The organism is Bradyrhizobium sp. AZCC 2230, assembly GCF_036924495.1.
GTDB lineage: Bacteria > Pseudomonadota > Alphaproteobacteria > Rhizobiales > Xanthobacteraceae > Bradyrhizobium > Bradyrhizobium rifense.
Genome location: NZ_JAZHRS010000001.1, coordinates 4404786 through 4430429 on the forward strand (window position 1 = coordinate 4404786; position 25644 = coordinate 4430429).

Annotated in this window: 22 protein-coding genes; 9 read left to right on the plus strand and 13 right to left on the minus strand. The window is 63.4% G+C overall.

Annotated elements, in window-relative coordinates:
• Window positions 1–17 precede the first annotated feature (17 nt).
• Window positions 18–590 (plus strand): TetR/AcrR family transcriptional regulator, encoded by a 573-nt coding sequence (locus tag V1280_RS21070; RefSeq protein ID WP_334528254.1) that lies wholly within the window; start codon window positions 18–20, stop codon window positions 588–590.
• Between the two features lie 16 nt (window positions 591–606).
• Here the strand turns inward: V1280_RS21070 and V1280_RS21075 are convergent, their stop codons facing one another.
• From V1280_RS21075 to V1280_RS21125, 11 genes are all read right to left on the minus strand, one after another.
• Complete coding sequence (locus V1280_RS21075) at window positions 607–3744, minus strand: efflux RND transporter permease subunit (RefSeq protein ID WP_334528257.1); 3138 nt, start codon at window positions 3742–3744, stop codon at window positions 607–609.
• Window positions 3741–4991 (minus strand): efflux RND transporter periplasmic adaptor subunit, encoded by a 1251-nt coding sequence (locus tag V1280_RS21080; protein ID WP_442895145.1) that lies wholly within the window; start codon window positions 4989–4991, stop codon window positions 3741–3743. The genes V1280_RS21075 and V1280_RS21080 overlap by 4 nt, the downstream gene beginning before the upstream one ends.
• A gap of 594 nt (window positions 4992–5585) precedes the next feature.
• Window positions 5586–5873, minus strand: coding sequence for a DUF1330 domain-containing protein (locus V1280_RS21085; protein ID WP_334528260.1), 288 nt, complete (start codon window positions 5871–5873; stop codon window positions 5586–5588).
• 10 nt (window positions 5874–5883) lie between these two features.
• A complete protein-coding gene (locus tag V1280_RS21090) occupies window positions 5884–6804 on the minus strand; it encodes an NAD(P)-dependent oxidoreductase (protein ID WP_334528263.1) in 921 nt (306 codons plus the stop codon).
• 32 nt (window positions 6805–6836) lie between these two features.
• On the minus strand, window positions 6837–8111 hold the full coding sequence (locus tag V1280_RS21095) for an amino acid ABC transporter substrate-binding protein (RefSeq protein WP_334528266.1): 1275 nt from the start codon (window positions 8109–8111) through the stop codon (window positions 6837–6839).
• Between the two features lie 35 nt (window positions 8112–8146).
• On the minus strand, window positions 8147–8878 hold the full coding sequence (locus V1280_RS21100) for an ABC transporter ATP-binding protein (protein ID WP_334528269.1): 732 nt from the start codon (window positions 8876–8878) through the stop codon (window positions 8147–8149).
• Window positions 8868–9632, minus strand: coding sequence for an ABC transporter ATP-binding protein (locus V1280_RS21105; RefSeq protein ID WP_334528272.1), 765 nt, complete (start codon window positions 9630–9632; stop codon window positions 8868–8870). Before V1280_RS21105 ends, V1280_RS21100 begins: the two co-directional genes overlap by 11 nt.
• Window positions 9629–11506 carry an ABC transporter permease gene (locus V1280_RS21110; RefSeq protein WP_334528275.1) on the minus strand — a complete coding sequence of 626 codons (1878 nt, stop codon included), beginning with the start codon at window positions 11504–11506 and terminating at the stop codon, window positions 9629–9631. The genes V1280_RS21105 and V1280_RS21110 overlap by 4 nt, the downstream gene beginning before the upstream one ends.
• Before the next feature lie 102 nt (window positions 11507–11608).
• A complete protein-coding gene (locus tag V1280_RS21115) occupies window positions 11609–12592 on the minus strand; it encodes a quinone oxidoreductase family protein (RefSeq protein WP_334528278.1) in 984 nt (327 codons plus the stop codon).
• Window positions 12593–12623: 31 nt separating this feature from the next.
• Window positions 12624–13067 carry a hypothetical protein gene (locus V1280_RS21120; RefSeq protein WP_334528281.1) on the minus strand — a complete coding sequence of 148 codons (444 nt, stop codon included), beginning with the start codon at window positions 13065–13067 and terminating at the stop codon, window positions 12624–12626.
• Window positions 13068–13113: 46 nt separating this feature from the next.
• Window positions 13114–14277 (minus strand): zinc-dependent alcohol dehydrogenase, encoded by a 1164-nt coding sequence (locus V1280_RS21125; RefSeq protein WP_334528284.1) that lies wholly within the window; start codon window positions 14275–14277, stop codon window positions 13114–13116.
• A 185-nt stretch (window positions 14278–14462) separates the two neighbouring features.
• On the opposite strand from V1280_RS21125, the gene V1280_RS21130 reads away from it, so the two are divergent.
• From V1280_RS21130 to V1280_RS21140, 3 genes are read left to right on the plus strand one after another with little or no spacing between them, the layout of a single operon-like run.
• Window positions 14463–15107 carry a FadR/GntR family transcriptional regulator gene (locus V1280_RS21130; RefSeq protein WP_334528287.1) on the plus strand — a complete coding sequence of 215 codons (645 nt, stop codon included), beginning with the start codon at window positions 14463–14465 and terminating at the stop codon, window positions 15105–15107.
• Window positions 15108–15138: 31 nt separating this feature from the next.
• Window positions 15139–16224, plus strand: a complete 1086-nt coding sequence (locus V1280_RS21135; protein WP_334528290.1) for an LLM class flavin-dependent oxidoreductase — start codon at window positions 15139–15141, stop codon at window positions 16222–16224.
• Between the two features lie 30 nt (window positions 16225–16254).
• Window positions 16255–17139, plus strand: coding sequence for a polysaccharide deacetylase family protein (locus V1280_RS21140; RefSeq protein ID WP_334528293.1), 885 nt, complete (start codon window positions 16255–16257; stop codon window positions 17137–17139).
• 110 nt (window positions 17140–17249) lie between these two features.
• Here the strand turns inward: V1280_RS21140 and V1280_RS21145 are convergent, their stop codons facing one another.
• Entirely contained in the window at window positions 17250–19571 is a 2322-nt protein-coding gene (locus tag V1280_RS21145) for a molybdopterin guanine dinucleotide-containing S/N-oxide reductase (protein WP_334528296.1), read from the minus strand.
• A 452-nt stretch (window positions 19572–20023) separates the two neighbouring features.
• Here V1280_RS21145 and V1280_RS21150 point away from each other — a divergent pair, with 452 nt between their 5' ends.
• The 5 genes from V1280_RS21150 (at window position 20024) to V1280_RS21170 (ending at window position 24643) form a co-directional block, all read left to right on the plus strand.
• On the plus strand, window positions 20024–21811 hold the full coding sequence (locus V1280_RS21150) for a peptide ABC transporter substrate-binding protein (protein WP_334528299.1): 1788 nt from the start codon (window positions 20024–20026) through the stop codon (window positions 21809–21811).
• A 228-nt stretch (window positions 21812–22039) separates the two neighbouring features.
• The gene (locus V1280_RS21155; RefSeq protein ID WP_334528302.1) at window positions 22040–22441 is read left to right on the plus strand and encodes a DUF302 domain-containing protein; all 402 of its coding nucleotides are present in this window, start codon (window positions 22040–22042) and stop codon (window positions 22439–22441) included.
• A 28-nt stretch (window positions 22442–22469) separates the two neighbouring features.
• Window positions 22470–22799 (plus strand): hypothetical protein, encoded by a 330-nt coding sequence (locus V1280_RS21160; RefSeq protein ID WP_334528305.1) that lies wholly within the window; start codon window positions 22470–22472, stop codon window positions 22797–22799.
• 159 nt (window positions 22800–22958) lie between these two features.
• On the plus strand, window positions 22959–23849 hold the full coding sequence (locus V1280_RS21165) for a carbohydrate ABC transporter permease (RefSeq protein WP_334528308.1): 891 nt from the start codon (window positions 22959–22961) through the stop codon (window positions 23847–23849).
• The gene (locus V1280_RS21170) at window positions 23846–24643 is read left to right on the plus strand and encodes a carbohydrate ABC transporter permease (protein WP_334528311.1); all 798 of its coding nucleotides are present in this window, start codon (window positions 23846–23848) and stop codon (window positions 24641–24643) included. The genes V1280_RS21165 and V1280_RS21170 overlap by 4 nt, the downstream gene beginning before the upstream one ends.
• Before the next feature lie 10 nt (window positions 24644–24653).
• Here V1280_RS21170 and dhaK read toward each other — a convergent pair whose 3' ends face one another.
• The gene (gene dhaK, locus V1280_RS21175; protein ID WP_334528314.1) at window positions 24654–25643 is read right to left on the minus strand and encodes a dihydroxyacetone kinase subunit DhaK; all 990 of its coding nucleotides are present in this window, start codon (window positions 25641–25643) and stop codon (window positions 24654–24656) included.
• Window position 25644: the final 1 nt, after the last annotated feature.

Here is a 25644-nt window from a genome sequence, read left to right on the forward strand (position 1 = left end):
GGAGGGAGTTAGGGCCCATGCGCTACGACAAGGGACACAAGGACGAAACCCGCCGGCATATCCTCGATATCGCCTCCGCGCAGTTCCGCGAGAGCGGCATCGCCGCGGTCGGCCTTGCCGGCATCATGTCGGAGGCAGGCCTCACCAACGGCGCTTTCTACTCGCACTTTGCCTCCAAGGAGGATCTGGTGCGGGAGGTGCTGACCGATGCGCTCACCCGGCGCGAGGAGCGGCACAAGGCCAATCTGGAAAACGGCGTCGCGCTCGAAACCACGATCCGCGACTATCTTTCGACACGGCATCGCGACCGCGCCGGGTCCGGCTGCCCGACCGCCGCGCTGGTCGCCGAGATCGCGCGGCATCCAAAGGCGACACGCGATGCTTTCACCGGCAAGGTCGCCGACATCATCACGCTGGTGGCGGAGCAGATCAGGCAGGGCTCCGCGAAGGAGCGTCGGCGCAAGGCGATCACGATCTACGCTACCATGGTCGGCGCATTGCAATTGTCACGCGCTGTCAATGACAAGCAATTGTCCGACGAGATCCTGGACAATACGGTAGAGGCCGCGGTCGCCCTCGCCAACGGGTAATAGTTCGGACTGGTTCCTAGGCTTTTTCCGACGATTGTTTCTTGCTCGACAGCCGCTTTATGGCTTCTCGCCAGTTCTGGAATGTCACGTAGAGCATCGGCACCAGAAAAATGCCGATCGAACTCGCCGCGAGCATGCCCCCGAACACCGCCGTGCCGACGGCCCTGCGGCTAATCTCGGCGGCGCCGGTCGCGACCACCAACGGCACCAGGCCAAGGATGAAGGCGATCGAAGTCATCATGACGGCACGAAAGCGCATCTGCGATCCCAAGACGGCTGCGTCCACCACCGACCGACCGGCTTCGCGCTGCTCCTTGGCGAACTCGACGATCAGGATGCCGTTCTTGGCCGCGAGCGCGATCAGCACCACGAGGCCGATCTGGCCGTAGAGATCGAGATTGAGGCCGGCAATCTTGATGGCGAGATAGGAGCCGAGCACGCCGACCGTAACCGCCAGCAGCACCGGCACCGGAATGGTCCAACTCTCGTACAGCGCCACCAGGAAGAGATAGGCGAACAGCACCGCGAGACCGAGAATGATCCCGGTCTGCCCGGAGGCAGCCTGCTCCTGATAGGCCGTCCCGGTCCATTCATAGGAGTAGCCGGCCGGCAGGGTCGATTTCGACAACTCCTCCATGGCTGCAATCGCCGTTCCTGAGGAGACGCCGGCCGCTGGCCCGCCATTGATCGTCACCGAGCGGTAGTTATTGTAACGGGTGATGACCTGCGGTCCGGTAACGATCCTCAGGCTCGCGATCGAACGGATCGGCACCATCTCGCCGGTCGCATTGCGCACATAGATCTGCCAGATATCAGGAATGTCGCCGCGATTGGCGGCTTCGCCCTGCACGTTGACCTGCCAGGTGCGGCCAAACAAATTGAAGTTGTTGACGTAGATGCCGCCGAGCGTGGCCTGAAGCGCCGTGAAAACGTCGCTCATGTTGAGGCCGAGGGCCTGGGCCTTGGCCCGATCGATATCGAGATAGATCGACGGATTGGTCGCGGTGAAAGTCGAGAACACACGGGTCAGCCGCGGATCGCGGTTGGCGGCGCCGACCAGCCCGCCCATCACACTGCCGAGCGCGGCCGGATCCTGACCTTCGAGCGCGTCGAGCTGATACTCGAATCCGCCCGAGGTCGACAGCCCGATGATCGGAGGTAGGTTGAACGGCAGGATGTTGGCCTGACGAATTTGCGCGCCCTCACCGAATGTCCGCCGGATCGTTGCCTGCACTGTATCGGTTGCCGCCTGACGATCCGCGAACGGCTTCATACGCGCGACGATGAAGGCTGCGTTCGGCTCGTTGCCGCCGTCGAGCAACGAGAAGCCGATGATCGCGAGCACGTGGTCGATCTGGGGCATCTTCTTCAGCAGGGCCTCGACCTGCTTGGCGACCTGGCTGGTGCGTGCCACCGAGGCGCCGTCGGGCAATTGCACGGCGATGAAGAACGCTCCCTGATCTTCCTCGGGCAGGAATCCCGTCGGCGTGATCTTCGCTACGCCGAAGATGCCGCCGGCGAACACCAGCACCGCAACCAGCGACAACACGGACACCCGCAGCAGCCGGCCCACGACGCCGGCATAGCGGTCGCGAACCCAGTCGATGCCGCCAAGCACGCGGCCCATGATGCCGTGGCGTGGCCCGGTATGGCGCAGGAACACCGCGCACAGCGCCGGCGACAAGGTCAATGCGTTCAGGGCGGAGATGACCATGGCCGCGCTGATCGTCACCGCGAACTGCCGGAACAGCGTTCCGGAGATGCCGGGAATGAAGGCGATCGGGACGAACACCGACAGCAGCACCAGCGAGATCGCGATGATCGGAGCCGTGATCTGGCTCATCGCCTTCTTGGTTGCGTCCGCGGGAGAGAGATCGGGCTCTTCCTCCATCACCCGTTCGACGTTCTCGACCACGACGATGGCATCGTCGACCACGATGCCGATCGCAAGCACCATCGCGAGCAGAGATACGGTATTGGCGGAGTAACCGAGCGCAAGCAGCACGGCAAAGGCGCCAATCAGGCTGACGGGCACGGCAACCGCCGGAATGATCGTCGCGCGCAAATTCCCGAGAAACAGGAACACGACGATCACAACGAGAACGAAGGCCTCGCCGAGCGTCTTCAGTACCTCCTTGATCGTGTCGGACACGAAGGTCGTGGAATCGTACTGGACGAGATAGCTCAGGCCCGGCGGAAAGCGGGCCGACGCCTTGGTCAGGGTATCTTGCACCGCTTTCGCCGTCGTCACCGCGTTGGCGCCCGGCGCCAGATAGATACCGATTGGCACACCGGGATTACCGTCGATGCGGGACTCGCTGTCCATGTTCTGGGCGCCGATTTCGACCCGGGCAACATCCTTGATGCGCAGCACCGATCCGTCCGTGTTGGCCCGCAGCACGATATTGCCGAACTGGGTCGAGGTCGTGAGGCGCCCCTGCGTCTGCACGTTGAACTGGAATTGCTGCTCGTCGCTGATCGGGCGCGCGCCAATACGGCCGACCGGAGCCTGGACGCTTTGCGCGCGGATTGCCGCAATGACGTCGGAGGGTGCGAGATTGAGGCTGGTCAAGCGCTGCGTATCGAACCAGATCCGCATCGAATAGTTCAGCTTGGCAAACAGCGTCGCCTGGCCGACGCCGGGCGTCCGGGAGATCGCGTCCAGCACGTTGATGATGGCATAATTGGTGATGAACAGCGGATCCTGCGCACCGTTGTTGCTGTAGAGCACGATGAACTGGAGCACGGCGGAGGATTTTTTCTGCACGGTCAGGCCTTGTGCCTGGACCTCCGTCGGAAGCTGTGCAAGCGCGCTCTGCACTCGGTTGTTGACGTTGACCGTATTGATGTCGGGATTGCTGCCGAGCGCAAACGACACGGTCAGCGTATAGCTGCCGTCGTTGCCGCTGGTCGACTTCATATAGAGCATCTTGTCGACGCCGACGACCTGCGCCTCGAGCGGCTGCGCGACACTGGACTCCACGACCTCGGCCGACGCGCCGGGGAAATTGGCGCTGACGGTCACCTGCGGCGGCACGATATCGGGGAATTGCGCCACTGGAATCTGCAACAGCGCGAGCGCGCCCGCAATCGTGATGACGAACGCGATAACGATCGCAAGCCGCGGGCGGTCGACGAAGACGGACGAGATCATGGGGCGTTGCCCACCGGCTTCGGCCCGATGCCGTTGCTGGCCTTTTGGCCGCCGGCATCGTCCGCAGTCGCCTTCATGCTGGATTGCAACAATGCGCTCGCCGGGCCGGGCGATACAGGCTGTCCCACCCGCACCCGCTGGAGACCTTCGACGATGACTTTTTCGCCAAGCTTGAGACCAGACGTAATTGAGGCGACGGTTGAGGTGGACTGCCCAAGCTGAATACGCCGCTGCTCGGCCTTGTTGTCGTCACCTACCACGTAGACGTAATCACCCTGCTGGTCCGAGAGCACCGCCGCGCGGGGAATCGCCAAAACCTCGACCGGCTCTACGCCTTCCAGAAGGACCGTGACAAACTCGTTATCGGTCAGCTCGCGTACGGATCCCTGGGTCGCAGACCGCTCATAGAGTGGAGGATTTGGAATCGTGCCACGCAGCGTGATTGTATCGGTATTCTGGGCGATGGTGTTGTTGACGAAATTGAGCTGGCCGGCCTGCTCGTAAAGGCGACCGTCCGACAATCGGATTCGGATCACGACCGCCTTGAACCCGCCGCGCGTCACATAGCGCTCGCGCAAGATCAAAGCCTCGCGCACGGACACTGGGAAGACCACGTACATCGGGTCCTGGCTGACGATTGTGGTCAGCACGCCCGAACTCGGCGAAACGACGTTGCCCTGCGTCACCGCCGTGCGACCGATCATGCCGTCAACCGGCGAACGGATCTGGGTGTAATCGAGGTTGATTTGCGACAGATCGACCTGCGCCTGAGCACCCTGGACCTGGGCTTCGAGGCTTTGCTGATTGGCGACCGCGGCATCGTATGTCGACTGCTGGCCGGCCGGACCGCCCAACAACGTCCTTGCACGGTCCGTCGTCAGCTTCGCGTTGGCGAGCGTCGCCTGCAACTGGGCGACTTGGGCCTTCTTGGCGGCAAGGTCCGCCTCGAAGGGGCCACGCTCAAGTTCGTACAGCAAATCGCCGGTTTTCACCTCGGCGCCCTCGACAAAATTGCGCTTCTCCAGGAAGGCGGTCACGCGGGCAACCACGCTGACACGGTTTGGAGATTCGATGCGCCCCAAGAACTCGTTCGATTGGGTAACAGGCCGATTGACCGTTTCCATCACGCCAACCGCCGGCGGGGCGACTTGGCCCGTCTGGGCCTTCGCCGGGCTGAGCATGCTGAGCGAGGCCATTCCCATCACAACAGCACCGGCAACCCGACTGATCGTCATCTTCGTGCTCATGCCGTCGTGACTCCCGGGGCAACCGGGAGACATGCTCGCAAACCGCCGGCAGGGACGCAATAGTCGGAAACGGGCTTGCGCGGGCTCTCAATTCAAGGGTCAGTTCACTTTCTCGGGAACCGGTCCGGAGCGACTTGATTCATGGTTGGCGCGCATCCGCGCGCCTCGGCCGATGAGACTTTCCCGCGAGATAACAATTTGTCAGATTTCGTTGACTTCATTAGTCGCAGAAGCGCGGCGAAGCACCTGAATCTCAGGCAGCATTTTGCACGGGTGCTTCGTCACAGCAGCAATGAATCTCTGGCCGTTGCAACACAGCGAAGTCCGGCGAACTCCTGGAGAATGCGGTGGAAGCGGCGGTTGCCATTGCCAACGAACGCTGATGCGTTCGAATTACCGGCCGCCATCTGTGGCGGTTTGGAGGCAGCAGTAATGAATCTCTGGCCGTTGCAACACAGCGAAACTTGAAGTGCCCTCGGCGGCCGGGTTAGCGTCTGCACGCGGCCTTACAACTTCCCCAAGTTCGCTGAGTTCGCACTGGACCCGTCGCCTGAACCTGTTGTCAGGCGACGGTCCAGTTTCCTTCAAGACGGTCTAATCAAGTCCCTCGACCGCCACCATGTGGCGCTCGGACGTGCCAATGGTGTATTTGAGCGCCTCCGAATATTCGGGCGAGTTGTAGCATTTCACTGCGGCATCGAGGCTCGGGAAGCGCGCAACGATGCTGCGTTCGTAATTGCCGCCCTCGAGGATCACCTGCTTGCCGCCGCGCGCGAGAAACACGCCGCCATGCATCTCGATGGCAGGCCCGGCGAGAGCCGCGTACTTTCCGTAAGTTTCGGGATCGGTCACGTGAACGCGCGCGCACCAATAGGCAGACATGGCTCTTCCTTTACGATTGGGAGGACGAAAGTGTGGGCGCGTCGGCGCCGCTGTGACGGTCGAAACCGTTCATGTGCTCCAGCACCGCGCAGACCGACGCGGTATCACGCGCCGCAAAGCCGAGCGCCTCGCCCGCATGATAGAGCTGCTCTGCGGCGGTATAGACCGGCAGCGTGCATCCGAGCTCGGCTGCGAAGCCTGAGATGATCGAGAGATCCTTCAGATGCGTTCGAATGGTCGCGGTCGGATTGTCGTAGTTCTCGTCACGCATCAGCGGCCCGCGCATCTGGAACATGCGTGACGTCCCCGCGCTGTCGGCAAGGGTATCGTAGACGAGGCCAGGATCGATCCCGGCCTTCATGCCAAGCAGCATCGCTTCGGCTGCTGCGGCGTTGTGGATCGTCACGAGATGATTGGCGATGTATTTCATGATGCTGCCGGTGCCGAACCGACCGAGATAGACCTGCCGCCGCGACATCCCGGCGAAGGCAACCGCGCAGCGCTTGAACGCCTGCTCGTCGCCGCTGCCGAGGATCACGAGATCACCGGTTGCGGCCTGTGCACCGGTGCCGCTGACGGGGCAATCGAGCAGGATCTTGCCGGCGCTCTCCATCACGGCAAACGCCTCACGCTTGGCGATGAGCGGCAGCGTCGAGCACTCAATCAGAATCTGTCCGGAGCCACGCGCGCCGGCAACGCTGGCTGCGGCCTCCGCGAGCGCGGCGCTACCAGGCAGCGAGGCAAAGCTGATCGCGGCGGCCTCGACCACATCCTTCGGCGACGACAGCGCCATGCCGCCCATGTCGGAAAGACGATCCCGTGCCGCCGGCACGGGATCGTAGCCAACCACGGCAAAGCCGGCCTTGATCAAATTCCCCGCCATGGCGGAGCCCATGATCCCGATGCCGAGCATGCCGATCGTTTCAGTCATGAATTGTCGTTTCTTCTTTTTGAACGGTCTGGTCAGTTCTGCGCGGCCTTCTGGGCGTTGGCGAAGGGATAGACCAGGTCGCCGGACTTGTACTTCGGCGGGAAGATGATCACTTCCTTGCCGGCCTGGGTGAACTGCTGGATGTCATTGCCCTTGATGTTGCGGAACTGCACCGCAAACATGCGTGGCTCGACCCACTCGCCATCGGGACCGAAGGTGATGTCGCCCACCACGGTCTGGAACGTGTTGCCATGGATGTAATTGATCAGCTTCTGCTGATCGACGCCGCCGGTCTTGGTCACGGCTTCGCCGAGAACCTGGAGCGCCGAGTAGACGAACGCCGGCACGTAATAGCCCAGCGCGTCGACGCCGACCTCCGCCGCCTTGGCCTGGTACTTCTTCAGCATGTCCTCGATGCCGGGGAATTTGACGGTCGGCTCGGGAATGTACTGCTCGAAGGAGACGACGCCGTTCAGCGCCTCGCCGAGCTGCTGCTTGATCGCGGCATATTGGGTGCCGACCATGGCGCCACCGAACACCTTTGGCTCGAGATTGATCTCGTGCGCGGTGCGGATGATGCCGACCGTATCGGACGGATAGGACGCGACGAACACCAGGTCCGGCGACGTCGCCTGCAGCGCCTTCAGCACCGGCGTGAAATTCACCGTCGTCGGCGGATAGACCTTGTCATAGACGACGGTGAGGCCGAGCCGCTTGGCCTGCATGCGGGCGCCTTCGAGCGCATTCTTGGCGAATTCCGCATCCGCGCCGACCAGCGCCACAGTGGTCGGCTTCGGGTCCATCGCGATCGCGTTGTCGAAGAAACCGCGGGTCAGCGAATCCTTGCCGTTCGGTCCATAGGGCTGGATCTGGAAATAGCCGGGATATTTGAACTGCTCGTTGATCGCGAGCGCGAACATGCCCATGATCAGCCGCTTGTGCTGGATGATCGTCGGCATCGCCGGCGCAGTCTGGTTGGTGTTGTTCGACAGCAGCAGATCGACTTTGTCGACGTCAAGCAGCTTGGAATAGATGCCGGGCACGAGACCGGGATTGCTCTGGTCGTCATAGGGCACGAGCTCGACTTGCCGGCCGATCAGGCCGCCGGCCTTGTTGACCTCGTCGGCCCAGATCTGCGCACCGAGCAGCGCCGCCTTGCCGTTGCCGGCGAGCGGCCCGGTCAATTGGATGCCGAAGCCGATCTTGATCGGATCCGCTGCGCGCGCAGCGTCGCTGAACACATAGAGCGCGGCAATCATTGTCGAGAGCGCCAGTGCGACGCCCCTCAAGCCAGTCAGCCGAAACATCCTCACGTCGTCCTCCCTGTTTTATGTTTTGAGTTCTACATGCCGAGATAATGCTGTCGTATCAGGTCGCTCCGCCGCATCTCCTCCGGGCTCTCGCCGCGGAACGCGATCTCGCCGTGGACGATCACATAGCCCTTGTCGGCGATCCGCATCGCTTGCGTGAAATTCTGCTCCGCCATCAGCACGGTCAGATGATAGCGCTCCTTCAGCTGCGCGATCATGTCGATGGTGCGGCTGACGAACAGCGGCGCCAGCCCGACTGACGGCTCGTCGACGATCAAAATGCTCGGTGCCGACATCAGCGCGCGTGCCAGCGCTAGCATCTGCTGCTCGCCGCCGCTCATGGTGCCGGCAAGCTGGGCGCGGCGTTCCACAAGCCGCGGAAATGCCTCGTAGCAGTAAGCCATGTTGTCCTTCAGCCGCGCACGCGCCGTCGGACGATAGCCGCCGAGCAGAAGGTTCTCCTCGACCGTCAGGCGCGGAAACAGCCGCCGTCCTTCGGGCACCAGCGCGACGCCGAGGTCGACAATCTCCTCGGTCTCCTTGCCGATGAGCTCGTGGTCCCTGCCGTCGATGGTCGCGACGATGCGTCCCGAGCTCGGCCGCACCACGCCCATGATGGTCTTGATCAGCGTGCTTTTGCCGTTGCCGTTGGTGCCGAGCAGCGTCACCGTCTCGCGGGCGCCGACGTTCAGTGACACGTTGTGGAGAACGCGAACGGCCCCGTAGCCGGCATTGATGTTGTCGATCCGGATGCTACTGGCCAAGATACGCCCCTATCACCCGCTCGTTGGCGATCACGTCCTTCGGCGCACCGTCCGCGATCTTTTCGCCGGCGACGAGCACCACGAGCCGCTCCGAGAACGCCATCACCGCGCGCATGATGTGCTCGATGAAGATCACGGCAACGCCGCGCTTGTTAAGCGCGAGCAGCAGCGCCAAAATCTCGTTCACCTCCGAATGCGATAGACCGGCGAGCGCCTCGTCCGAGACCAGCAACGTCGGGTCCGTCGCCATGGCGCGCGCGAGCTCGAGCTTGCGCATCTCGACCTGGGTCAGATCGCCCGGCAGCCGATGCAGCTTGCCGCCGAGGCCGAATTCGCCGAGCAGCTCCGTGCTGCGCGCACGGATCTGCTGCTCGGTCAGATGCGTGCCGCCGCGCGCATTGACGGCATAGACCAGCGGGATGCGAAGATTGTCGAGCAGCGACAGGCTGTGAAACGGCCGCGGCAGCTGGAAGCTGCGGCCAAGCCCGAGCCGCGCCCGCTGATAGGACGAGAGATTGTCGATCGCCCTGCCCGCAAACGATATCGAGCCGCCATCCGTCTTCAGCGCGCCGCAGAGGCAGTTGGTCAGCGTGCTCTTGCCCGAGCCGTTGGGGCCGATCAGGCCGAGCCGCTCGCCGGGCCGGACCGCGAGGTCGACATTGTTCAGCGCGACGAAGCCGCCGAAGCGCTTGGTGATACCACGGGCATCGAGGATCAGCTCGTTCGCCACAGCTGGGCGTGCCTCGATCGTCATTGGCTGCTCCGCTTCTCGGTCACGAGCATCGCCGCGAGCGGGTTGGTCTCCGGATCGACCTTCTTGCCCCCTAGGGAGCGGATCAACCCCAAAATTCCGTTCGGCGCCGCGATCACGAAGATCACGAGCAGCACGCCGACCACGAGCAGATTGACCGACGACGAAATCAAGACCGTCATCGCCTGCTGCATGGTGCCGAGCAGGACCGCGCCGATCACCGGGCCAAGCCAGCTCGTGGTGCCGCCGACCAGCGGCATCGCCACACTGTTGACGGTGTAGGCCAGACTGAACGAGGAGGTCGGCTCGACATAGGTCAAATAGAACGGCAGCGGCGCGCCGGCCATTCCCATCAAGGCGCCGCTGATGGCCGCGGCGACCAGCTTCAACCGCAGTACCGGAACGCCGGATGCGGCGGCCGCCGTCTCATCGTCGCGTATGGCGGCAAGGCCGAAGCCAAAGGTCGAGCGTTCGATGACGCGCGCGATGACGACGGAAGCGACCGCAAGCACCGTCATCAGGAAGAAGAGATAGGCGACATAACTCCCGAACACCGGAACATCGGTCGGCCGCATGATGTAGATGCCGCGCGAGCCGCCGACATAATCCCAGTTGGTGATGAAGGTCTGGACGACGACGGAGAGCGCCAGCGTTGCGATGGTAAAGTAGACACCGCGCAGGCGGATCGTCAGGTAGCCCATGGCGAGGCCCACGGCGCCGCAGAGCACACCAGCGATAGGGATGAGTACCGGAATCGGCAGATCAAGCCATTTGTTCAAAGCGGCTGCGCTGTAGAGCCCGATGGCGAGGAACGCCGTCGTGCCGAAATTAACGTAGCCGACATAGCCGCCGAGAATGTTCCAGGCTGTCGCCAGCACGACGTATTGAAGAACGAAATACGCCGCGAACACATAATATTCGTTGGTCACGAACAGGCTGGCCGCGACCAGCGCGACGCCGACCAGGCAGGCGACCAGGATGAAGCGCCCGTTCGACATCAAGCTCTCCCGAACAGGCCGGCGGGCCTGACCACCAGCGCAATCAGCAGGAAGCCGAACGCAATCGCAGGCGACCATGACGGACCGTAGAAGGTTGCCGTGATGCTTTCCCGCGACGCCGACGATCACGGCCGCGATGAAGGTGCCCGGCAGCGAGCCGATGCCGCCGAGCACACAGATCGCAAATATTCTGCCGATATAATCGCGGCCCATCGACGGCTCGACCGGCTGGAGAATGATGAGGAACGCGCCGGCCAGCGACGCGGTCGCAGTGGACAAGCCGAAGGCGATTCGCTTGATGCGAACGGGTGCCGCGCCCATCAGTTGAAGCGCAAACTTGTCCTGCGCCACCGCCATGATGGCGCGCCCGGTGAAGGTGCGCGCGAAGAATATCTGCAGGCCGATCAGAAGCAGGACGGAGGCCAGGAACGGGATCAGCATCCGGACCGGCAGCGACACCGGTCCGAAATTGTAGGACGGCCCGATATAGGGCGCCTCGACCAGGCGGTAGTCGACGCCGAAGATCAACTGAAGCCCGACCTCGGTGATGAACAGCAGCCCGAAGAAGAACGCGAGCCCGCGGATCAGCTGCGTGCCGCGCCGCTCGAAGGCGAATTCATAGGCGGTGTAGAGCAGCGTCCCGAGAAAGTAGAACGGAACGGTCGCGAGCACGCCGACCAGGATCGGATCCATCCCAAACTGGGAGTTCAGCACATAGGCGATGAACGAGCCGAGCAGAATGAGCGCGGGATGGGCGATATTGCTGATGCCAAGCATGCCGAACGCGATCGAGATACCGACCGCCATGGCGGCGTAGAAGCCTCCGACGAGAATACCTGAGACGATGGAATCGAGCAATAATCCTGCGACTTGACCCATCCGCTGCCGGCCTCCTCCTGTTCGCGCACGCAACCGAGATTCTTGTTGTCGTTTTTTCGCGGGTCGCATGGAGGCGGCAGCTGTCCGCCTCCATCAGAAAAGTCAGGGTATCAGCAGCGACGATCCCCGGGTCGATCCGGCCTCGAGATCACAGTGCGCGGCCGCTGCCTCGGACAGTGCGTAGCGATGCCCGATCATCGGCTTGATGACGCCCTTGCCGACCAGGTCGAACACGGCAGCAGCCGATGCTACCAGATCGTCGCGCGCGGCGATGTAGGTCGCAAGCGTCGGCCGCGTATAATAGAGAGATCCGTTCTTCTGGAGCAATGCCGCCTCGAGCGGCGGCGGCGCGCCGGTGGTCGCGCCGAAGGTGACGAAGTAGCCGCGCGGAGCAAGCGAGGCGAGCGTGGCCTCAAAACTGTCCTTGCCGACGGAATCATAGGCAATCGCGACACCCTTGGCGCCGGTCAGCGCCTTCACCCGCTCAGGGATGCGTTCGGTCTTGCGGTCGATCACAGCATCGTAGCCATGCGCGAGCGCGAGCTCCGCCTTCTCCCCGCCGCTGGTGACACCGATCATGCGGGCGCCGAGATGCTTGCCCCATTGGCCGGCGATCAGGCCGACACCACCCGAGGCCGCGTAGAACAGCACCTGCTGCCCCGGCTTGACCGCAACGCAGCGGTTCAAGAGGTACTCCGCCGTCATGCCCTTCATCAGCACGGCCGCTGCGGCCTCGTCACTCACGGATTGCGGAACGGGAACGAGGCGCGCGGCCGGCATCAGCCGGTGCGTCGCATAGGCGCCCGGCGCAGAGCCGCCATAGGCGACGCGGTCGCCCACCTTGAACTCGGTCACGCCCTCGCCGACGGCCTCGACCACACCCGCGGCTTCCGCGCCGAGCCCGGCAGGCAGATCCAGCGCATAGGAGCCGTCGCGGAAATAGACGTCGATGAAATTGAGGCCGATCGCGGTCTGCCGCATCAGCACCTCGCCCTTGCCGGACGCGGCCAGCTCGACCGTCTCCAGCTTCAGAACATCAGGGCCACCCTGCGCGGCCATGCGAATTGCCTTGGCTCTCGTACCCATACCGAAATTCCCGTCTGCCGATCCTGCCCGGCTATGATGCCATCTTGATGTCAGCGCCCTGCGGAATTTTCAGCCGCACATGGTCGGGCACCGCGAGAGGTTTGTTGGCGATGTCGAGGAACTCGACCGTCGTGAACAGCAGATCCGTGGTGCCGATGTTTTCGACCGCATGCACCATGTACTCGCCGGCACCGAAGGCGAGATGCCTGGTCTCGCCCTTGTAGTGCTCGACATCGACGATGCGGCCATCCTCGAAATAGCCGCGCGCCTTGCCCGGATTATGCGCCGTCCAGAAATAGGTCAGCACGTGGCGATGGAAGCCGCAGCGCTTGCCCGGTGCAATCGACAGATGCCAGACGCGCACGCGATCGGTCTCCGACACCAGCACGCTGCCGACGCAGCCGCTGTTGCGCCCCTCTTCGTATTCGCGCTGCACTTCGACGGGCCAATGAGCGCGGGGATTCGAGTCCGACATGAGCCGTTTCCTTCCAGATGCTAGCAATTGTCGTGGCGCGGCATCGTCACGCCACTTCTTTCCTGGTCTGGGTCACCGCACCACGGGTCTTGATGACGACCTTGATGGCGTCGTCAATGCGATTGCGCGCGTAGTGCAGCGCCATCGGCAGGTCCGCGAGTGGGAACGTGTGGGTATGGATCAGCGTGGCGTCGAAGCGCTTCTCCGCCATCAGCGCCATGGCGCGATGGGTGGCGCTCTTGCCTTCGCCGCGAATGCCGTAGACGTAGATGTTGTTCTTCACGAGAGCACCGATGTCGGCAAGCACCGGCTCGTGCGGAAACGCGGCAAGGCAGATCTTGCCGCCGCGATTGACCATCTTGGCGGCTTCGTTGATCGCCGTGCCGGTGCCGGCGCACTCGACGATATAATCGGCGCCGCGGCCCGTCATCTCCCTGACGACGGAGACGAGATCCTCGTTGCGCACGTTGACCACGCGATCGGCACCGAGCTTGGTGCCGATGGCAAGGCGGGCGTCACGGGTACCCGACAGGATCACCGGGCTCGCGCCAAGCGCTTTCGCAACGGCCACCGCGAGAAGGCCGATCGGGCCGGGGCCGGTGACGACCACGCTCTCGCCGGCAACGAGGCCGCCGAGCTCCGTGAGACCGTACATCGAGGTGCCGGCGGTGACGACCAACGTCGCCTCCTCGTCGCTCATGTCGTCGGGCACGCGCGACAGCGTGTTGATGTGGTTGACGGCATATTCGGCGAAGCCGCCGTCTGTGGTGAAGCCGTTGGCGCGATGGCCCTTGTCGACATCGCCGTAGTTCAGGCCGTAGTTGTGGCAGGAGGTGTACATGCCCTGCCGGCAGCGCTTGCACTGGCCGCAGCCCGCATGAATCTCGACCGTGACGCGCTCGCCGATCCTGTATTCGTCGACGCCGGGCCCGAGCGCTGCGACCGTGCCCATATATTCGTGGCCGGGCGTAAAATTCTTGTTGAAGGGCGGGCCGCCCTGGATCAGTGCCGGCGTTCCGTGCTCGATGATCTCCAGATCCGTTGCGCAGATCGCAACCGCATCGATGCGCACGAGCACTTCCGCGCGCTTCGGCATCGGCACCGGCTTTTCGCTGAGACGCAGCTGGCCGGGGTCGCCCAGCACCCAGGCCTTCATCATGTCAGGAATCGGCATGTCGGTTGACGTGCGAACGCCAGCAGCCTCGACCATCACAACGATCCTCACCTATTGGTCAACCAATTTTGTAATTGGCTTTTTGATTGGTTGAAGCCTCGCTTTTAAATCCGACGGAGTCAACGCTTAACTTTCATCACCGTCGTTTTGGTCTTGCATTTGTGAATGCCGCGCGCGTTAAATGCGGATTGGTTGGTATTGGTTGCGAGAGGATTGGACCGGTGTTCGATTTGTTGGCTCGATTGACTGAAGGCGGTCCCGGCACGCGCCTTCCTCCGGAGCGACAACTCGCGGCGCAGTTCGGCGTTTCACGCAACGAGATCCGCAAGGCGCTCGCGCGCCTCGAACTCGACGGCCGCCTCTCGCGCGAGGTCGGCCGCGGCACATTCATCCGCGCGCCAGCGGACAACGGCAGCGCCAATCTCGCCGCGCTGCGCGACAGCACCAGCCCGCGCAACGCGATGGAGGCAAGGCTCGTGCTGGAGCCGGAGATCGCCAGCCTCGCCGCGGTCAACGCCACCTTCAAGCAGATCGAAGGCATGCGTGTGCTGGCGCAGCAGATGCGCGAGGCCGAAACCTGGAAGGACTACGAGACGCTGGACGGGCGGCTGCACCGCCTGATCGCGGAGGCGACCGGAAATCCGCTGCTGTCGGCGATCCATCAGACGGTCGACGACGTCCGGCGCGCGGTGGTGTGGCGATGGCTCGATACCAGGCCGGAGCGTCCGCCGGAAGACTACTCCTCCTTTGCCGAGCACGACGCGCTGATCGATGCGATCGAGCAGCGCGATCGCATCCGCGCGATGGAGGCGATGCGCCGGCATTTGCGAACCACCGTCGACAAGCTGATGGGAACGCAGGCCTGACGTCCTACATAAAAACAACAAGGTGCCGGCCATGAAACTGGGCTTCTTCACGATGCCGATCCATCCGCTCGACAAGGACTGGCGACAGTCCTTGCAGGAGGATCGCGAGGCGTTCCTGCTCGCCGACGAACTGGGCTTCAGCGAAGCTTATGTCGGCGAGCACGTCACCGACCAGGCCGAGAACATCACCTCCTGCGTCGCATTCCTGGCCTGGATTGCGGCTGCGACGAAGCAGATCAAGCTCGGCACCGGCACCGTCAACATGCCGAACGTGCATCCGGCCACCGTCGCCGCAACCATCGCGATGCTGGACCACATGCTCGACGGGCGGCTGATCTTCGGCATCAGCCCGGGCGGCCTGCTCTCGGATGCGGAGCTGTTCGGTACGCTCGATCGCGATCGCAACGCCATGTTCCTCGAGGCGATCAACCAGGTGCTGCAAATCTGGGCGAGCGAGCCACCCTACAATATCGAGGGCCAGTTCTGGAACATCACGACCGAGAGGACGCTGATGGCCGACATCGGCCAGGGTTTTATCGCGCAGCCCTTGCAGCGGCCGCATCCGCCGATCGTGGTCACCGCCGTCGCCCCGTTCTCCAAGGGCGTCACCGAGGCCGCCGCACGCGGCTGGGATCCGATCTCGGCCAACTTCCTGATGCCGATGTGGGTGAAGAGCCACTGGCCGAAATATGTCGAGGGCTGCGAACGCGTCGGCAGGACCGTCGATTCCGGCAATTGGCGCGTGGCCAAGAGCGTGTTCGTGGCGAACGACATGGCGACCGCCAAGGCTTACGCCACCGATCCTGACAGTCCTTACGTGTATTACTACCGCTCGCTCTTCACCAAGCTGAAGCGCAACGGGCGCATCGAGCTGTTCAAGACGCGCCGCGACCAGCCGGATGACGAGGTCACGCTCGAATCCGTCTGCGAGAAGCTGATCATCTACGGCACGCCCGACAGCGTCGCCGACCAGATCCTCGCGCTTCAGGAGGAAGTCGGCGAATTCGGCACGCTGCTCTATGCCGGCAAGGACTGGCGCGACCGCGAGCTCGCGCGGCGTTCGATGATCCTGATGGCCGAACAGGTGATGCCGCGCGTCACCGCCGGCAGACGATAATTTTAGCTCTCAGCCGACAGGAGGCTCGCGATGGCCCTCAGTGACCGCATTCCCTATCAGGCTCTGGTCGACCGACCGAAGCTGACGCTACCGAACGGCAAGCGGCTCGCGGTCTGGGTGATCCTCAATGTCGAGGAGTGGCGGATCGAGAACGCGATGCCGCGCGTCGTCCTCAGCCCGCCGATGGGCCAGCCGCTGCTGCCGGACGTGCCGAACTGGTCATGGCACGAATACGGCATGCGCGCCGGCTTCTGGCGGCAATTCAAGGCGCTGACGGACCGCAACATGAAGGTGACGCTGGCCGCGAATGCCGATGTCTGCAACGCCTATCCGCGCGTTGCCTCCGCCGCGCGCGAGGCCGGATTCGAGTTCATGGGCCACGGCTTCATGCAGGGGCCGATGCATCGGCTTTCCGACCAAGCCGATGCGATCAAGCGCTCGGTTGAGACGATCGCAAACTTCACCGGGCGCGCGCCGCGCTCATGGGAGTCTCCAGGCCTGACCGAGACCGAGGACACGCTCGACCTGCTGCGCCTCAACGGCATCGAATATGTCGCCGACTGGGTGATCGACGATCTGCCGCAGGACATCGCAACGCCGCACGGCACGATCACGACGATCCCTTATACGGTCGAGACCAACGACATCGTCGTCCACGCGCTCCAGCATCTGCCGTCCGACCAGTTTTTGAAGCGCGGCATCGACCAATTCGACCGGCTGTACCTCGAAGGCGCAGACAATGCGCGGGTGATGGCGATCTCGATCCATCCCTACATCACCGGCGTGCCGCACCGGATCAAATATCTCGAACAGCTGCTCGACTACGTCATCGGCCAGGACGGCGTCGCGTTGATGACGGCAAGCGAGATCGGCGATTGGTATCGCGCGGAGATGGCGCGGGTCGCGCGCGGTTAGACGACTTGTAGGATGGGTAGAGCGCAGCGAAACCCATCGAGCATTTACGCGTCGAAACATGATGGGTTTCGCTTCGCTCTACCCATCCTACGTAACACGCCGGGTGCCAACTACACCGGATCGAACGCCCGGATCGGCGGCAGATTGCCGGTGAACTTCTCCACCTCCACCGTGGTGAGCTGGCCGGTGCAGCCCTGCGCGAAGGACGAGGTGCCGATGTCGCGGGTGAGCACGTTCGGATTGCCGTGAACGCAGAGCGGCGCCTCGTCTTCCGGATCCATCGGATCGTACCAGGCGCCCGTCGCCAGCTGAACCACCCCGGGCGCGATGCCGTCGGTGACGTTCACCGCTGCGAGGCAGGCGCCGCGTTCGTTGAACAGGCGGATGATGTCGCCGTCCTTGATGCCGCGCACGTCAGCATCGCGCGGGTTCATGCGCGCGACCTCGCGGCCGCGATGCTTTGCGGCGAGCGAATGCCCGCCGAAGTCGAGCTGGCTGTGCAGGCGCGTCACCGGCTGGTTGGCGACGAGGAAGCACGGCGCGCCGGGCTTCGGCATGTCGCTTTTCTCGAGCCAGACCGGATGGCCCGGACAATCCGCGTCGCCATGGCCGGCGATCTTCGCGGAGTAAATCTCGATGCGCCCGCTCGGCGTCGGCAGAGGATGAGCGACGGGGTCATCGCGGAAAGAACGCAGCCGGCCGCCATCGTCTGGCTGCTGCGGCACGATCAGGCTGCCGCGCTGCCAGAACTCCTCGAAGCTCGGTGCCTCCAAGCCGCGCTTGGCGAGTGAGGCGCGGGTCGGCTCGTAGAGATGTTCGAGCCACTCGCGCGACGTGCGCCCTTCGGTGAAGGGTTCGCGGGCGCCGAGACGATCGGCGAGGTCGGCAAAGATATCGTAGTCGTCGCGCGCGAGGCCAAACGGCTCGGCGATGCGGTGCATCGCGACCATCAAGGGATCATTGGTGGAATAGCCGATGTCCTCGCGCTCGAGCGTCATGGTCGAGGGCAGCACGATGTCGGCGTGGCGCGCGGTCGCGGTCCAGGCGAGCTCGTGCACGACGAGCGTGTCGACTTTCGCAAACGCCTTGCGCAGGCGGTTGATGTCCTGGTGATGATGGAACGGATTGCCGCCGGCCCAATAGACCAGTCGGATGTCCGGATAGATGCGCGTCTCGCCATTGTAGCGATAGGTGCTGCCGGGATTGAGCAGCATGTCGGCGATGCGCGCCACCGGAATGAAATCACGGACGCCGTTGCGGCCCTGCCCCAGCGTCGGCCCGGGCACGTCGTTGACGCGGCGGCCATAATAGCCGATCGCACCCAGCGAATAGGCGTAACCGCCGCCGGGAAGGCCGATCTGGCCCAGCGCTGCGGCCAGCACCATGCCCATCCACACCGGCTGCTCGCCATGTTCGGCGCGCTGGAGCGAATGCGAGACGGTGATGAGCGCGCGCTTGCCGGCAAGGCGCCGCGAGAGTGACCGGATTGTCTCGGCATCGACACCGCAGATCGCGGCGGCCCATGCGGCGTCCTTGGCCTGGCCATCGCTCTCGCCGGTGAGATAGCGCAGGAACACGGGCCACCCCTCCGTGTAGCGATCAAGGAAGGCCTGATCGTGCAGGCCTTCAGCGACAAGCGTGTGGACAATGCCGAGCATCAGCGCGGTGTCCGTGCCGGGTATGCATGTCATCCATTCCGCGCCGGCCTCGACGGGCAGATCCTCGCGCAGCGGGCTCATCAGGATGAACTCGCAGCCGCGCTTGCGCGCCGCTTCCATCGCCCCGCGCTCGACGTGCTTGCTGATCGAGCCGCCGGCGACCATCGAGTTCTTCAGCGCCATGCCGCCGAACGCGAGCACGATCTCGGTCTCGGCCGCGATCTGCTCCCAGGTGACGTTGCGCTTGGTGATGTCTTCGTAGCCGGCGAGAATCTGCGGCAGCAGCACCGAGGACGCGCCCGAGGAATAGGAATTCACCGAGCGGACATAGCCGCCCATCGCGATGTTGAGGAAGCGGTGCACCTGGCTCTGGGCGTGGTGGAGACGGCCCGCGCTCGACCAGCCATAGGAGCCGCCAAACACGGCGCCGGGGCCGCGCGTGTCGCGGATGCGCGCCAGCTCGTCGCCGAGCAAATCGAGCGCCTTCTCCCAGCTGACGGAGACGAATTCGTCGCGCCCGCGCCGATCGTCGGGTCCGGGGCCGCGCTCGAGCCAGCCACGGCGGATCGCAGGCTGGGCGACGCGCGCCTGGTGGCGCAACGCCCCCGGAAAATTGTCGATGATGCCGTTCGGATCGGGATCGCCCGCATAGGCCCGCACCTCAAGCCCGGCTGCGCTGTTGCGCGCCGAGAACACGCCCCAATGCGAGGTGTGCGGCTTGAATCCGTCAGACAAATCCAGGCCGGGGTCGGGAAAACCAATCGTATCGTCCATCGCGTGGCCCTCATCGCGGAGCGCCGTGCAGGCGGCTCCGGTCGCAATCAGGGGGACAATATAATGAGGCCCGCGCGTGGAGGGCAACGGATTACCCATGCCTGGAACCGCGCGCATGGCCGCATCCCGCGGGTTGCAGCCCTTTAACGCGTCAGTTTCGACGTCGTCATATGCGAGCGCAGCGAAGCAATCCAGTCTGTCGCCGCGGAGGGATTCTGGATTGCTTCGCTGCGCTCGCAATGACGGAGCAAGATGCGACAGCATCAATCTTCCATTTGCGTCCGAAATTGCAGACACGCCTTCGCGTTCTTCGGGTGCCGAGGCACCCGCGCTCCGCGGCCGCCATTTCGCCGCAGGGCTTTCCGACGTTGTCAGCATTGCCGCCCTGCCCTTGATGCAACATGATGGGGTTGCCGGTGACGACTGTTCTTGTGGCAGGTGGAGGTCATCTGATGAACGAACACGACATCCGCGACTTCATCGCGGAGGTGAAGCAAGGCACACTGTCGAGACGCTCGTTTATCCAGAGGATGGCTGCGGTCGGGATCGCCGCCCCCATCGCGAGCCAGATCCTGAGCTGGAACGACGTGGCGATGGCGGACGCCACGCTGGCCTACAAGCCGACCAAGGCCGGCGGCGGCGGTCCGCTCAAGCTCCTGCTCTGGCAGGCTCCGACGCTGCTCAATCCGCATTTCGCGCTCGGCACCAAGGACCAGGTCGCCTCGCGCGTCTTTTTCGAGCCGCTCGCCGGCTGGGACAAGGAAGGCAACCTCATCCCCTGCCTCGCCGCCGAGGTCCCGACCAAGGCGAATGGCGGTCTCTCCGCCGACGGCACCACCGTGATCTGGAAGCTGAAGCAGGGCGTGCGATGGCATGACGGCGAGCCCTTCACTGCCGACGATGTCGTCTTCACGTGGGCTTACGCCGCGGATCTGGCCACCGCCGCCTACACCACGGGGTCCTATCAGAACATCGCGGTCGAGAAGATCGACAACTACACCGTCAAGGTGACCTTCAAGGCCCCGACCCCGTTCTGGGCCGATCCCTTCGTGGGCGCGGTCGGCCAGATCCTGCCGAAGCATCACTTTGGCGACTATATCGGTGCGAAATCGCGCGATGCGCCAGGCAATCTAAAGCCGGTCGGCACCGGTCCCTACAAGTTCGTCGAGTTCAAGCCGGGCGATCTGGTTCGGGCCGAACGCAATCCCGACTACCACGTCAAGAACCAGCCCTATTTCGACACGTTCGAGATCAAGGGTGGCGGCGACGCGGTCTCCGCGGCGCGCGCCGTGCTGCAGACCGGCGAATACGACTATGCCTGGAACCTGCTGGTCGAGGACGAGATCCTCAAGCGCATGGAGGCCGGCGGCAAAGGCAAGGTGGAGTTCACAATCTCCGGCGGCGTCGAGTTCATCATCGTTAATACGACTGACCCGTGGACCGAGGTCGACAGCGAACGCTCCAGCGCCAAGACCAAGCATCCGACGCTATCCGACCCGGCCGTGCGCCGGGCGCTCAACCTGCTGATCGACCGCGACGGGATCCAGAAATTCATCTACGGCCGCGGCGGCGTCGCAACGGCGAGCTTCGTCAACCAGCCCGGCCAGTTCAAGTCGAGCAAGCTGAGCTTCGAGTTCAACGTCGACAAGGCGAACAAGATTCTCGACGAGGCGGGCTGGAAGATGGGCGCGGACGGCGTCCGCGAGAAGGACGGCAAGAAGCTCAAATACGTATTCCAGACGTCGATCAACGCGCCACGCCAGAAGACGCAGGCCATCATCAAGCAGGCTTGCCAGAAGGCCGGCATCGAGATCGAGCTCAAATCGATCACCGCATCGGTGTTCTTCTCCTCCGACGTCGGCAACCCCGACACCTATTCGAAATTCTATTGCGACATCGAGATGTACAACACGACGATGCCGCAGCCCGATCCGGAGCGGTTCCTGAACCAGTGCGTCTCCTGGGAGATCGCCAACAAGGACAACAAATGGCTCGGCCGCAACGTCTCGCGCTGGTCCGATCCCGAGGCGGACAAGGCCTACAAGGCCGCGCAACAGGAGCTCGACCCGGTCAAGCGCGCCGCGCTGCTGATCAAGGTCAATGAGATCTTCTGCGAAGCCAACATCTTCCTGCCGCTGCTGTCGCGCTACATCACCGGCGGCGCCGTCAACAACCTCATGACCGACATCTCGGGGTGGGACGTCACGACGTGGAATGTGGCGAGCTGGTATCGGAGCTGACCGTCGCCGCCCGAGCACCCGGCTCCGCCATCAGCGCGCAACGAAGGTACGAGTGAGCGCGTCAACGCTCACTCCTTCTAACACAACCTAACTAGCAATCGTCGCGGCGTGCGGTAAATATCGTCACATGAATGCGATCGGGTTTTCCAAAGCGCACGATTATCAGCGCGAGATCGTATGAGCATCTTCGCGCTGGTTGCAGCGATATGTTCATGGGAGACGCAAGCCATGGCCACAGACGGACTCATCACCATCAGGAGCAATTTTGGACCTGCGGACACGATGAAGCGGCTCGAGGCCGAGGTGAAGACCAGGGGCCTCACCGTCTTCGCCCATATCGATCACACCGCGGGGGCGGCCGCCGTCGACCTGAAGCTGCGGCCGACCGACCTTCTCATCTTCGGCAACGCCAAGGGCGGCACGCCGTTGATGCAGCAGGCGCAGACTGTCGGCATCGACCTGCCGCTGAAGGCGCTGGTCTGGCAGGACGAGCAAGGCGCGACCTGGCTGTCCTACAACGATCCGGCCTATCTCGCCGGCCGTCACGGCATTGGCGAACCGGCCAATGCTGCGGTTACCGCAATGACGGGAGCGCTGCATGCAATCGCGACCAAAGCCACCGCGCCATAGCGCAACATACGCGCAAGAGGAGAGGTCCATGACCAGCACCGACAGTCAGTCGACCGCGCCATCCAACCTCGGAGGCGGCAAGCTCTCCAGATGGGCCGTCATCGCGGTCCTGTCCGTTCTGCTCGTTGCTGCCTGTAGTCTCGGCTATCTCGGCTGGACCAGCACGGACACCAAGGTGCCGGAGGCCGGCTATGTCGCGCTGGTGCTCGGCGTCGTGTTCTCGCTGCTCGTCGGCGCCGGGCTGATGGCGCTGGTGTTCTACAGCAGCCGCAAAGGCTACGACGAGCCGGTGGTGCTGATCCAAGAATCGGAGGGCGGCCCGGAGAGCGATCCGAACGATGGACGCGGCCCGCACTGACGACACATGATCACCGCGCGGAACTGGGCTGCGCTGCCGTCTCTTGGACTTCAGTCAATTGACGGGCTAGTTCTGGCTTGATCCGGAATGCTGAAGGGCCTCGGTGTCGACCGAGGCCCTTTTTCGTGCCCGAACGTGTCCCCATTGCAATTGTCTGAAATGAAGCCATACGACAACAGAGCCTGGTTCCTGGTGCTTCCTGCCCTGGTCATCGTGACCTTCGTCGGAATCCTCCCTCTGGTCGCCGTCACCAACTACTCCTTCCAGGACCTGTTCAGCCTGAACAACCCCTATTGGGTCGGCGTCGACTGGTACCGGAACATCGTCACGTCGGAACGCTTCTACGCGAGCTTGGGGCGCAGTTTTCTGTTCTCGGCGATCGTCTTGTCGATCCAGCTGCCGCTCGGCATTTGGATCGCGCTGCTGCTGCAAGGATCGCATCGCTTTGTCGTCAGCACCGTTCTCGTCCTGATCACCGTGCCGCTGGTGGTGCCATGGAACATGATCCCGGTGATCTGGCTCAACTTCATCAATCCCAATATCGGTCTTGCCGGCCGGACGCTGGCCTGGTTGGGTGTCGCCTTCGACTACAAGTTCGATGCCCTGCACACCTGGATCGTGCTGGTTGTGATGGACACCTGGCATTGGCTGGGTCTCGTCGTCGTGCTCGCCTATGCCGGCATCTCCAGCATTCCGCCTGCCTACTATCAGGCCGCCGCCATCGACGCCGCGTCACCATGGCAGGTGTTCCGCTTCATTCAGCTGCCGAAAATGAAGACCGTGCTGTCGATGGCCGTGCTGCTTCGTTTCATGGACAGCTTCATGATTTATATCGAGGCCTTCCGCATCAATGCCGGAGGCCCTGATAGCGCCACCGCATTCCTCAGCCTCGACCTCGGCGAGGAGATCCAGTCCTTCAACTACGGACCCTCCGCCGCCCGCTCGATCGTCTACTTCCTGATCGTCCTGACGGTCGCCTGGATCTTCAAGGCGGCAACGAGCACACGGGCGCCGGTCGCCATGGAGCCGGCCAAGGAACTCACCACGTGAAGTCGCTGTCATCCGTTGGGCGGATCGCGTTGTTCGCCGTGGTCGGCGCCTTCGTCCTGGTGCCACTGGCCCAGACGATCATCACGAGCTGTGTGTCGACACTGCCGAGAGCCGGGATCACGGAAGGGCATTTCAGCCTCGTCAACTACCTGAACATCCTTCATTCGCCGGTTCTGAAGGAAGCGATCCTCAACTCCATCATTTACGTCGTGCTCAACGTCGCGCTTTGCCTCGGCGTCGGATTGCCGGCCGCCTATGCGTTCGCGCGCTACAGCTTCGTCGGCGACCGGCAGCTGTTCTTCCTGCTGCTGGTGTTCCGCATCACCCCGACTGTCGTACTTTCGTTACCGATCTTCGTGTTGTTCGCTCAAGTAGGCCTGGAGAACACACCGGTCGGCATTGCGCTGGTTCACTGCGTCTTCAACATCCCGATCTCGATCTGGATTCTGGAGGGATTTATCGCGTCAGTGCCGCGCGAGTTCGACGAGACGGCTTTCCTCGACGGCCATTCGCTTCCCAGCTTCTTCTTTCGCCACCTCGTTCCAGCGATTGCGCCGGGCATCGGCGTGACTGCGTTCTTCTGCTTCATCTTCTCCTGGGTGGAGGTGGTGCTGGCACGCATCCTGACGACGACCGGCGGCAAGCCGATCACCATGGCCATCAACGCGCTGTTCGGTTTCCGAACCGATTTCGGCCTCGTCATGGCCATGACCGTGCTCGCGCTCGTGCCGGGGGTAGCGATGATCTATTTCGTGCGGAATCATCTCGCCAAGGGCTTTGTGATCCGCACCTGAGCCAAATCGATCACATGCCCCAACGAAACGCAGCGGTATGAACCGGAGCGTCCCACAATTCCTTTGACTGGCTGTCGAGCACGGAGACGGTGATCGAGGCACCGGCCATGTCGAGGGACGTCACATAGGACCCGGTCAGGAAGCGCGTCGCCGTGATCCCGGCGCCATCCAGAATGCGCTTGGCGCTGTTGGCCATCAGATAGAGCTCGATCAACGGCGTTGCGCCGAAGCCGTTAACCAGCAGCAGGACTTCGCTGCCCTTGCCCGGTGCGAGATCACCCAGGATCGCGTTGAGCATCTCGGCGGCAATCGCATCGGCAGATGCCAACGGCACCCTGCGGCGACCCGGCTCGCCGTGAATGCCGACGCCCATTTCCATTTCGTTGTCAGCCAGGGTGAAATTCGGCCGGCCCGCCGCTGGAACGGTGCACGGCAGGAGCGCCACGCCCATCGAGCGGGTGCGCCGGTTGACGTCATCGCCGAGCGTCTTGAGCGCGGCGAGCGGCATGCCCTTTTCGGCCGCGGCACCGACCATCTTTTCCACGATCAGCGTGCCTGCGACGCCGCGACGGCCGGTGGTGTAGGTCGATTTCTCGACGGCGACGTCGTCATTGGTCACGACGCTGACGATCTCGCGTCCGGCCATCTCGGCGGCCATGGTGAAATTCATCACGTCGCCTTCGTAGTTCTTGACGATGAAGAGCACGCCTGCCCCGGTGTCGACGGCCTCCGCCGCCTCGATCATCTGATCCGGCGTCGGCGACGTGAAGACCTGGCCCGGACATGCGGCGTCGAGCATGCCGACGCCGACGAAGCCCGCATGAAGCGGTTCATGGCCGGAGCCGCCGCCCGAGATGAGCGCGACCTTGCCCGGCTTCAGGGTACGGCGGCGCACGAACTTTCGCTCGGCGCCGAGCAGCAGGATATCGGCATGTGCAGCCGCCAACCCATCGAGACTCTCTTCGAGCACCGTGTCGGCGCTGTTGATCAGCTTTTTCATG

What these genes read in the sequence shown, in the direction of transcription:
- V1280_RS21125 (WP_334528284.1), bottom strand. Translation starts at nt 14,277, where the DNA reads ATGGTCGAGGCTGCTGGCGTTCGCACGTCAACCGACATGCCGATTCCT.
- V1280_RS21150 (WP_334528299.1), top strand. Translation starts at nt 20,024, where the DNA reads ATGAACGAACACGACATCCGCGACTTCATCGCGGAGGTGAAGCAAGGC.
- V1280_RS21160 (WP_334528305.1), top strand. Translation starts at nt 22,470, where the DNA reads ATGACCAGCACCGACAGTCAGTCGACCGCGCCATCCAACCTCGGAGGC.
- V1280_RS21110 (WP_334528275.1), bottom strand. Translation starts at nt 11,506, where the DNA reads ATGGGTCAAGTCGCAGGATTATTGCTCGATTCCATCGTCTCAGGTATT.
- V1280_RS21085 (WP_334528260.1), bottom strand. Translation starts at nt 5,873, where the DNA reads ATGTCTGCCTATTGGTGCGCGCGCGTTCACGTGACCGATCCCGAAACT.
- V1280_RS21095 (WP_334528266.1), bottom strand. Translation starts at nt 8,111, where the DNA reads ATGTTTCGGCTGACTGGCTTGAGGGGCGTCGCACTGGCGCTCTCGACA.
- V1280_RS21165 (WP_334528308.1), top strand. Translation starts at nt 22,959, where the DNA reads ATGAAGCCATACGACAACAGAGCCTGGTTCCTGGTGCTTCCTGCCCTG.
- V1280_RS21070 (WP_334528254.1), top strand. Translation starts at nt 18, where the DNA reads ATGCGCTACGACAAGGGACACAAGGACGAAACCCGCCGGCATATCCTC.
- V1280_RS21075 (WP_334528257.1), bottom strand. Translation starts at nt 3,744, where the DNA reads ATGATCTCGTCCGTCTTCGTCGACCGCCCGCGGCTTGCGATCGTTATC.
- V1280_RS21090 (WP_334528263.1), bottom strand. Translation starts at nt 6,804, where the DNA reads ATGACTGAAACGATCGGCATGCTCGGCATCGGGATCATGGGCTCCGCC.
- V1280_RS21140 (WP_334528293.1), top strand. Translation starts at nt 16,255, where the DNA reads ATGGCCCTCAGTGACCGCATTCCCTATCAGGCTCTGGTCGACCGACCG.
- V1280_RS21080 (WP_442895145.1), bottom strand. Translation starts at nt 4,991, where the DNA reads ATGAGCACGAAGATGACGATCAGTCGGGTTGCCGGTGCTGTTGTGATG.
- V1280_RS21120 (WP_334528281.1), bottom strand. Translation starts at nt 13,067, where the DNA reads ATGTCGGACTCGAATCCCCGCGCTCATTGGCCCGTCGAAGTGCAGCGC.
- dhaK (WP_334528314.1), bottom strand. Translation starts at nt 25,643, where the DNA reads ATGAAAAAGCTGATCAACAGCGCCGACACGGTGCTCGAAGAGAGTCTC.
- V1280_RS21135 (WP_334528290.1), top strand. Translation starts at nt 15,139, where the DNA reads ATGAAACTGGGCTTCTTCACGATGCCGATCCATCCGCTCGACAAGGAC.
- V1280_RS21145 (WP_334528296.1), bottom strand. Translation starts at nt 19,571, where the DNA reads ATGGACGATACGATTGGTTTTCCCGACCCCGGCCTGGATTTGTCTGAC.
- V1280_RS21105 (WP_334528272.1), bottom strand. Translation starts at nt 9,632, where the DNA reads ATGACGATCGAGGCACGCCCAGCTGTGGCGAACGAGCTGATCCTCGAT.
- V1280_RS21155 (WP_334528302.1), top strand. Translation starts at nt 22,040, where the DNA reads ATGGCCACAGACGGACTCATCACCATCAGGAGCAATTTTGGACCTGCG.
- V1280_RS21115 (WP_334528278.1), bottom strand. Translation starts at nt 12,592, where the DNA reads ATGGGTACGAGAGCCAAGGCAATTCGCATGGCCGCGCAGGGTGGCCCT.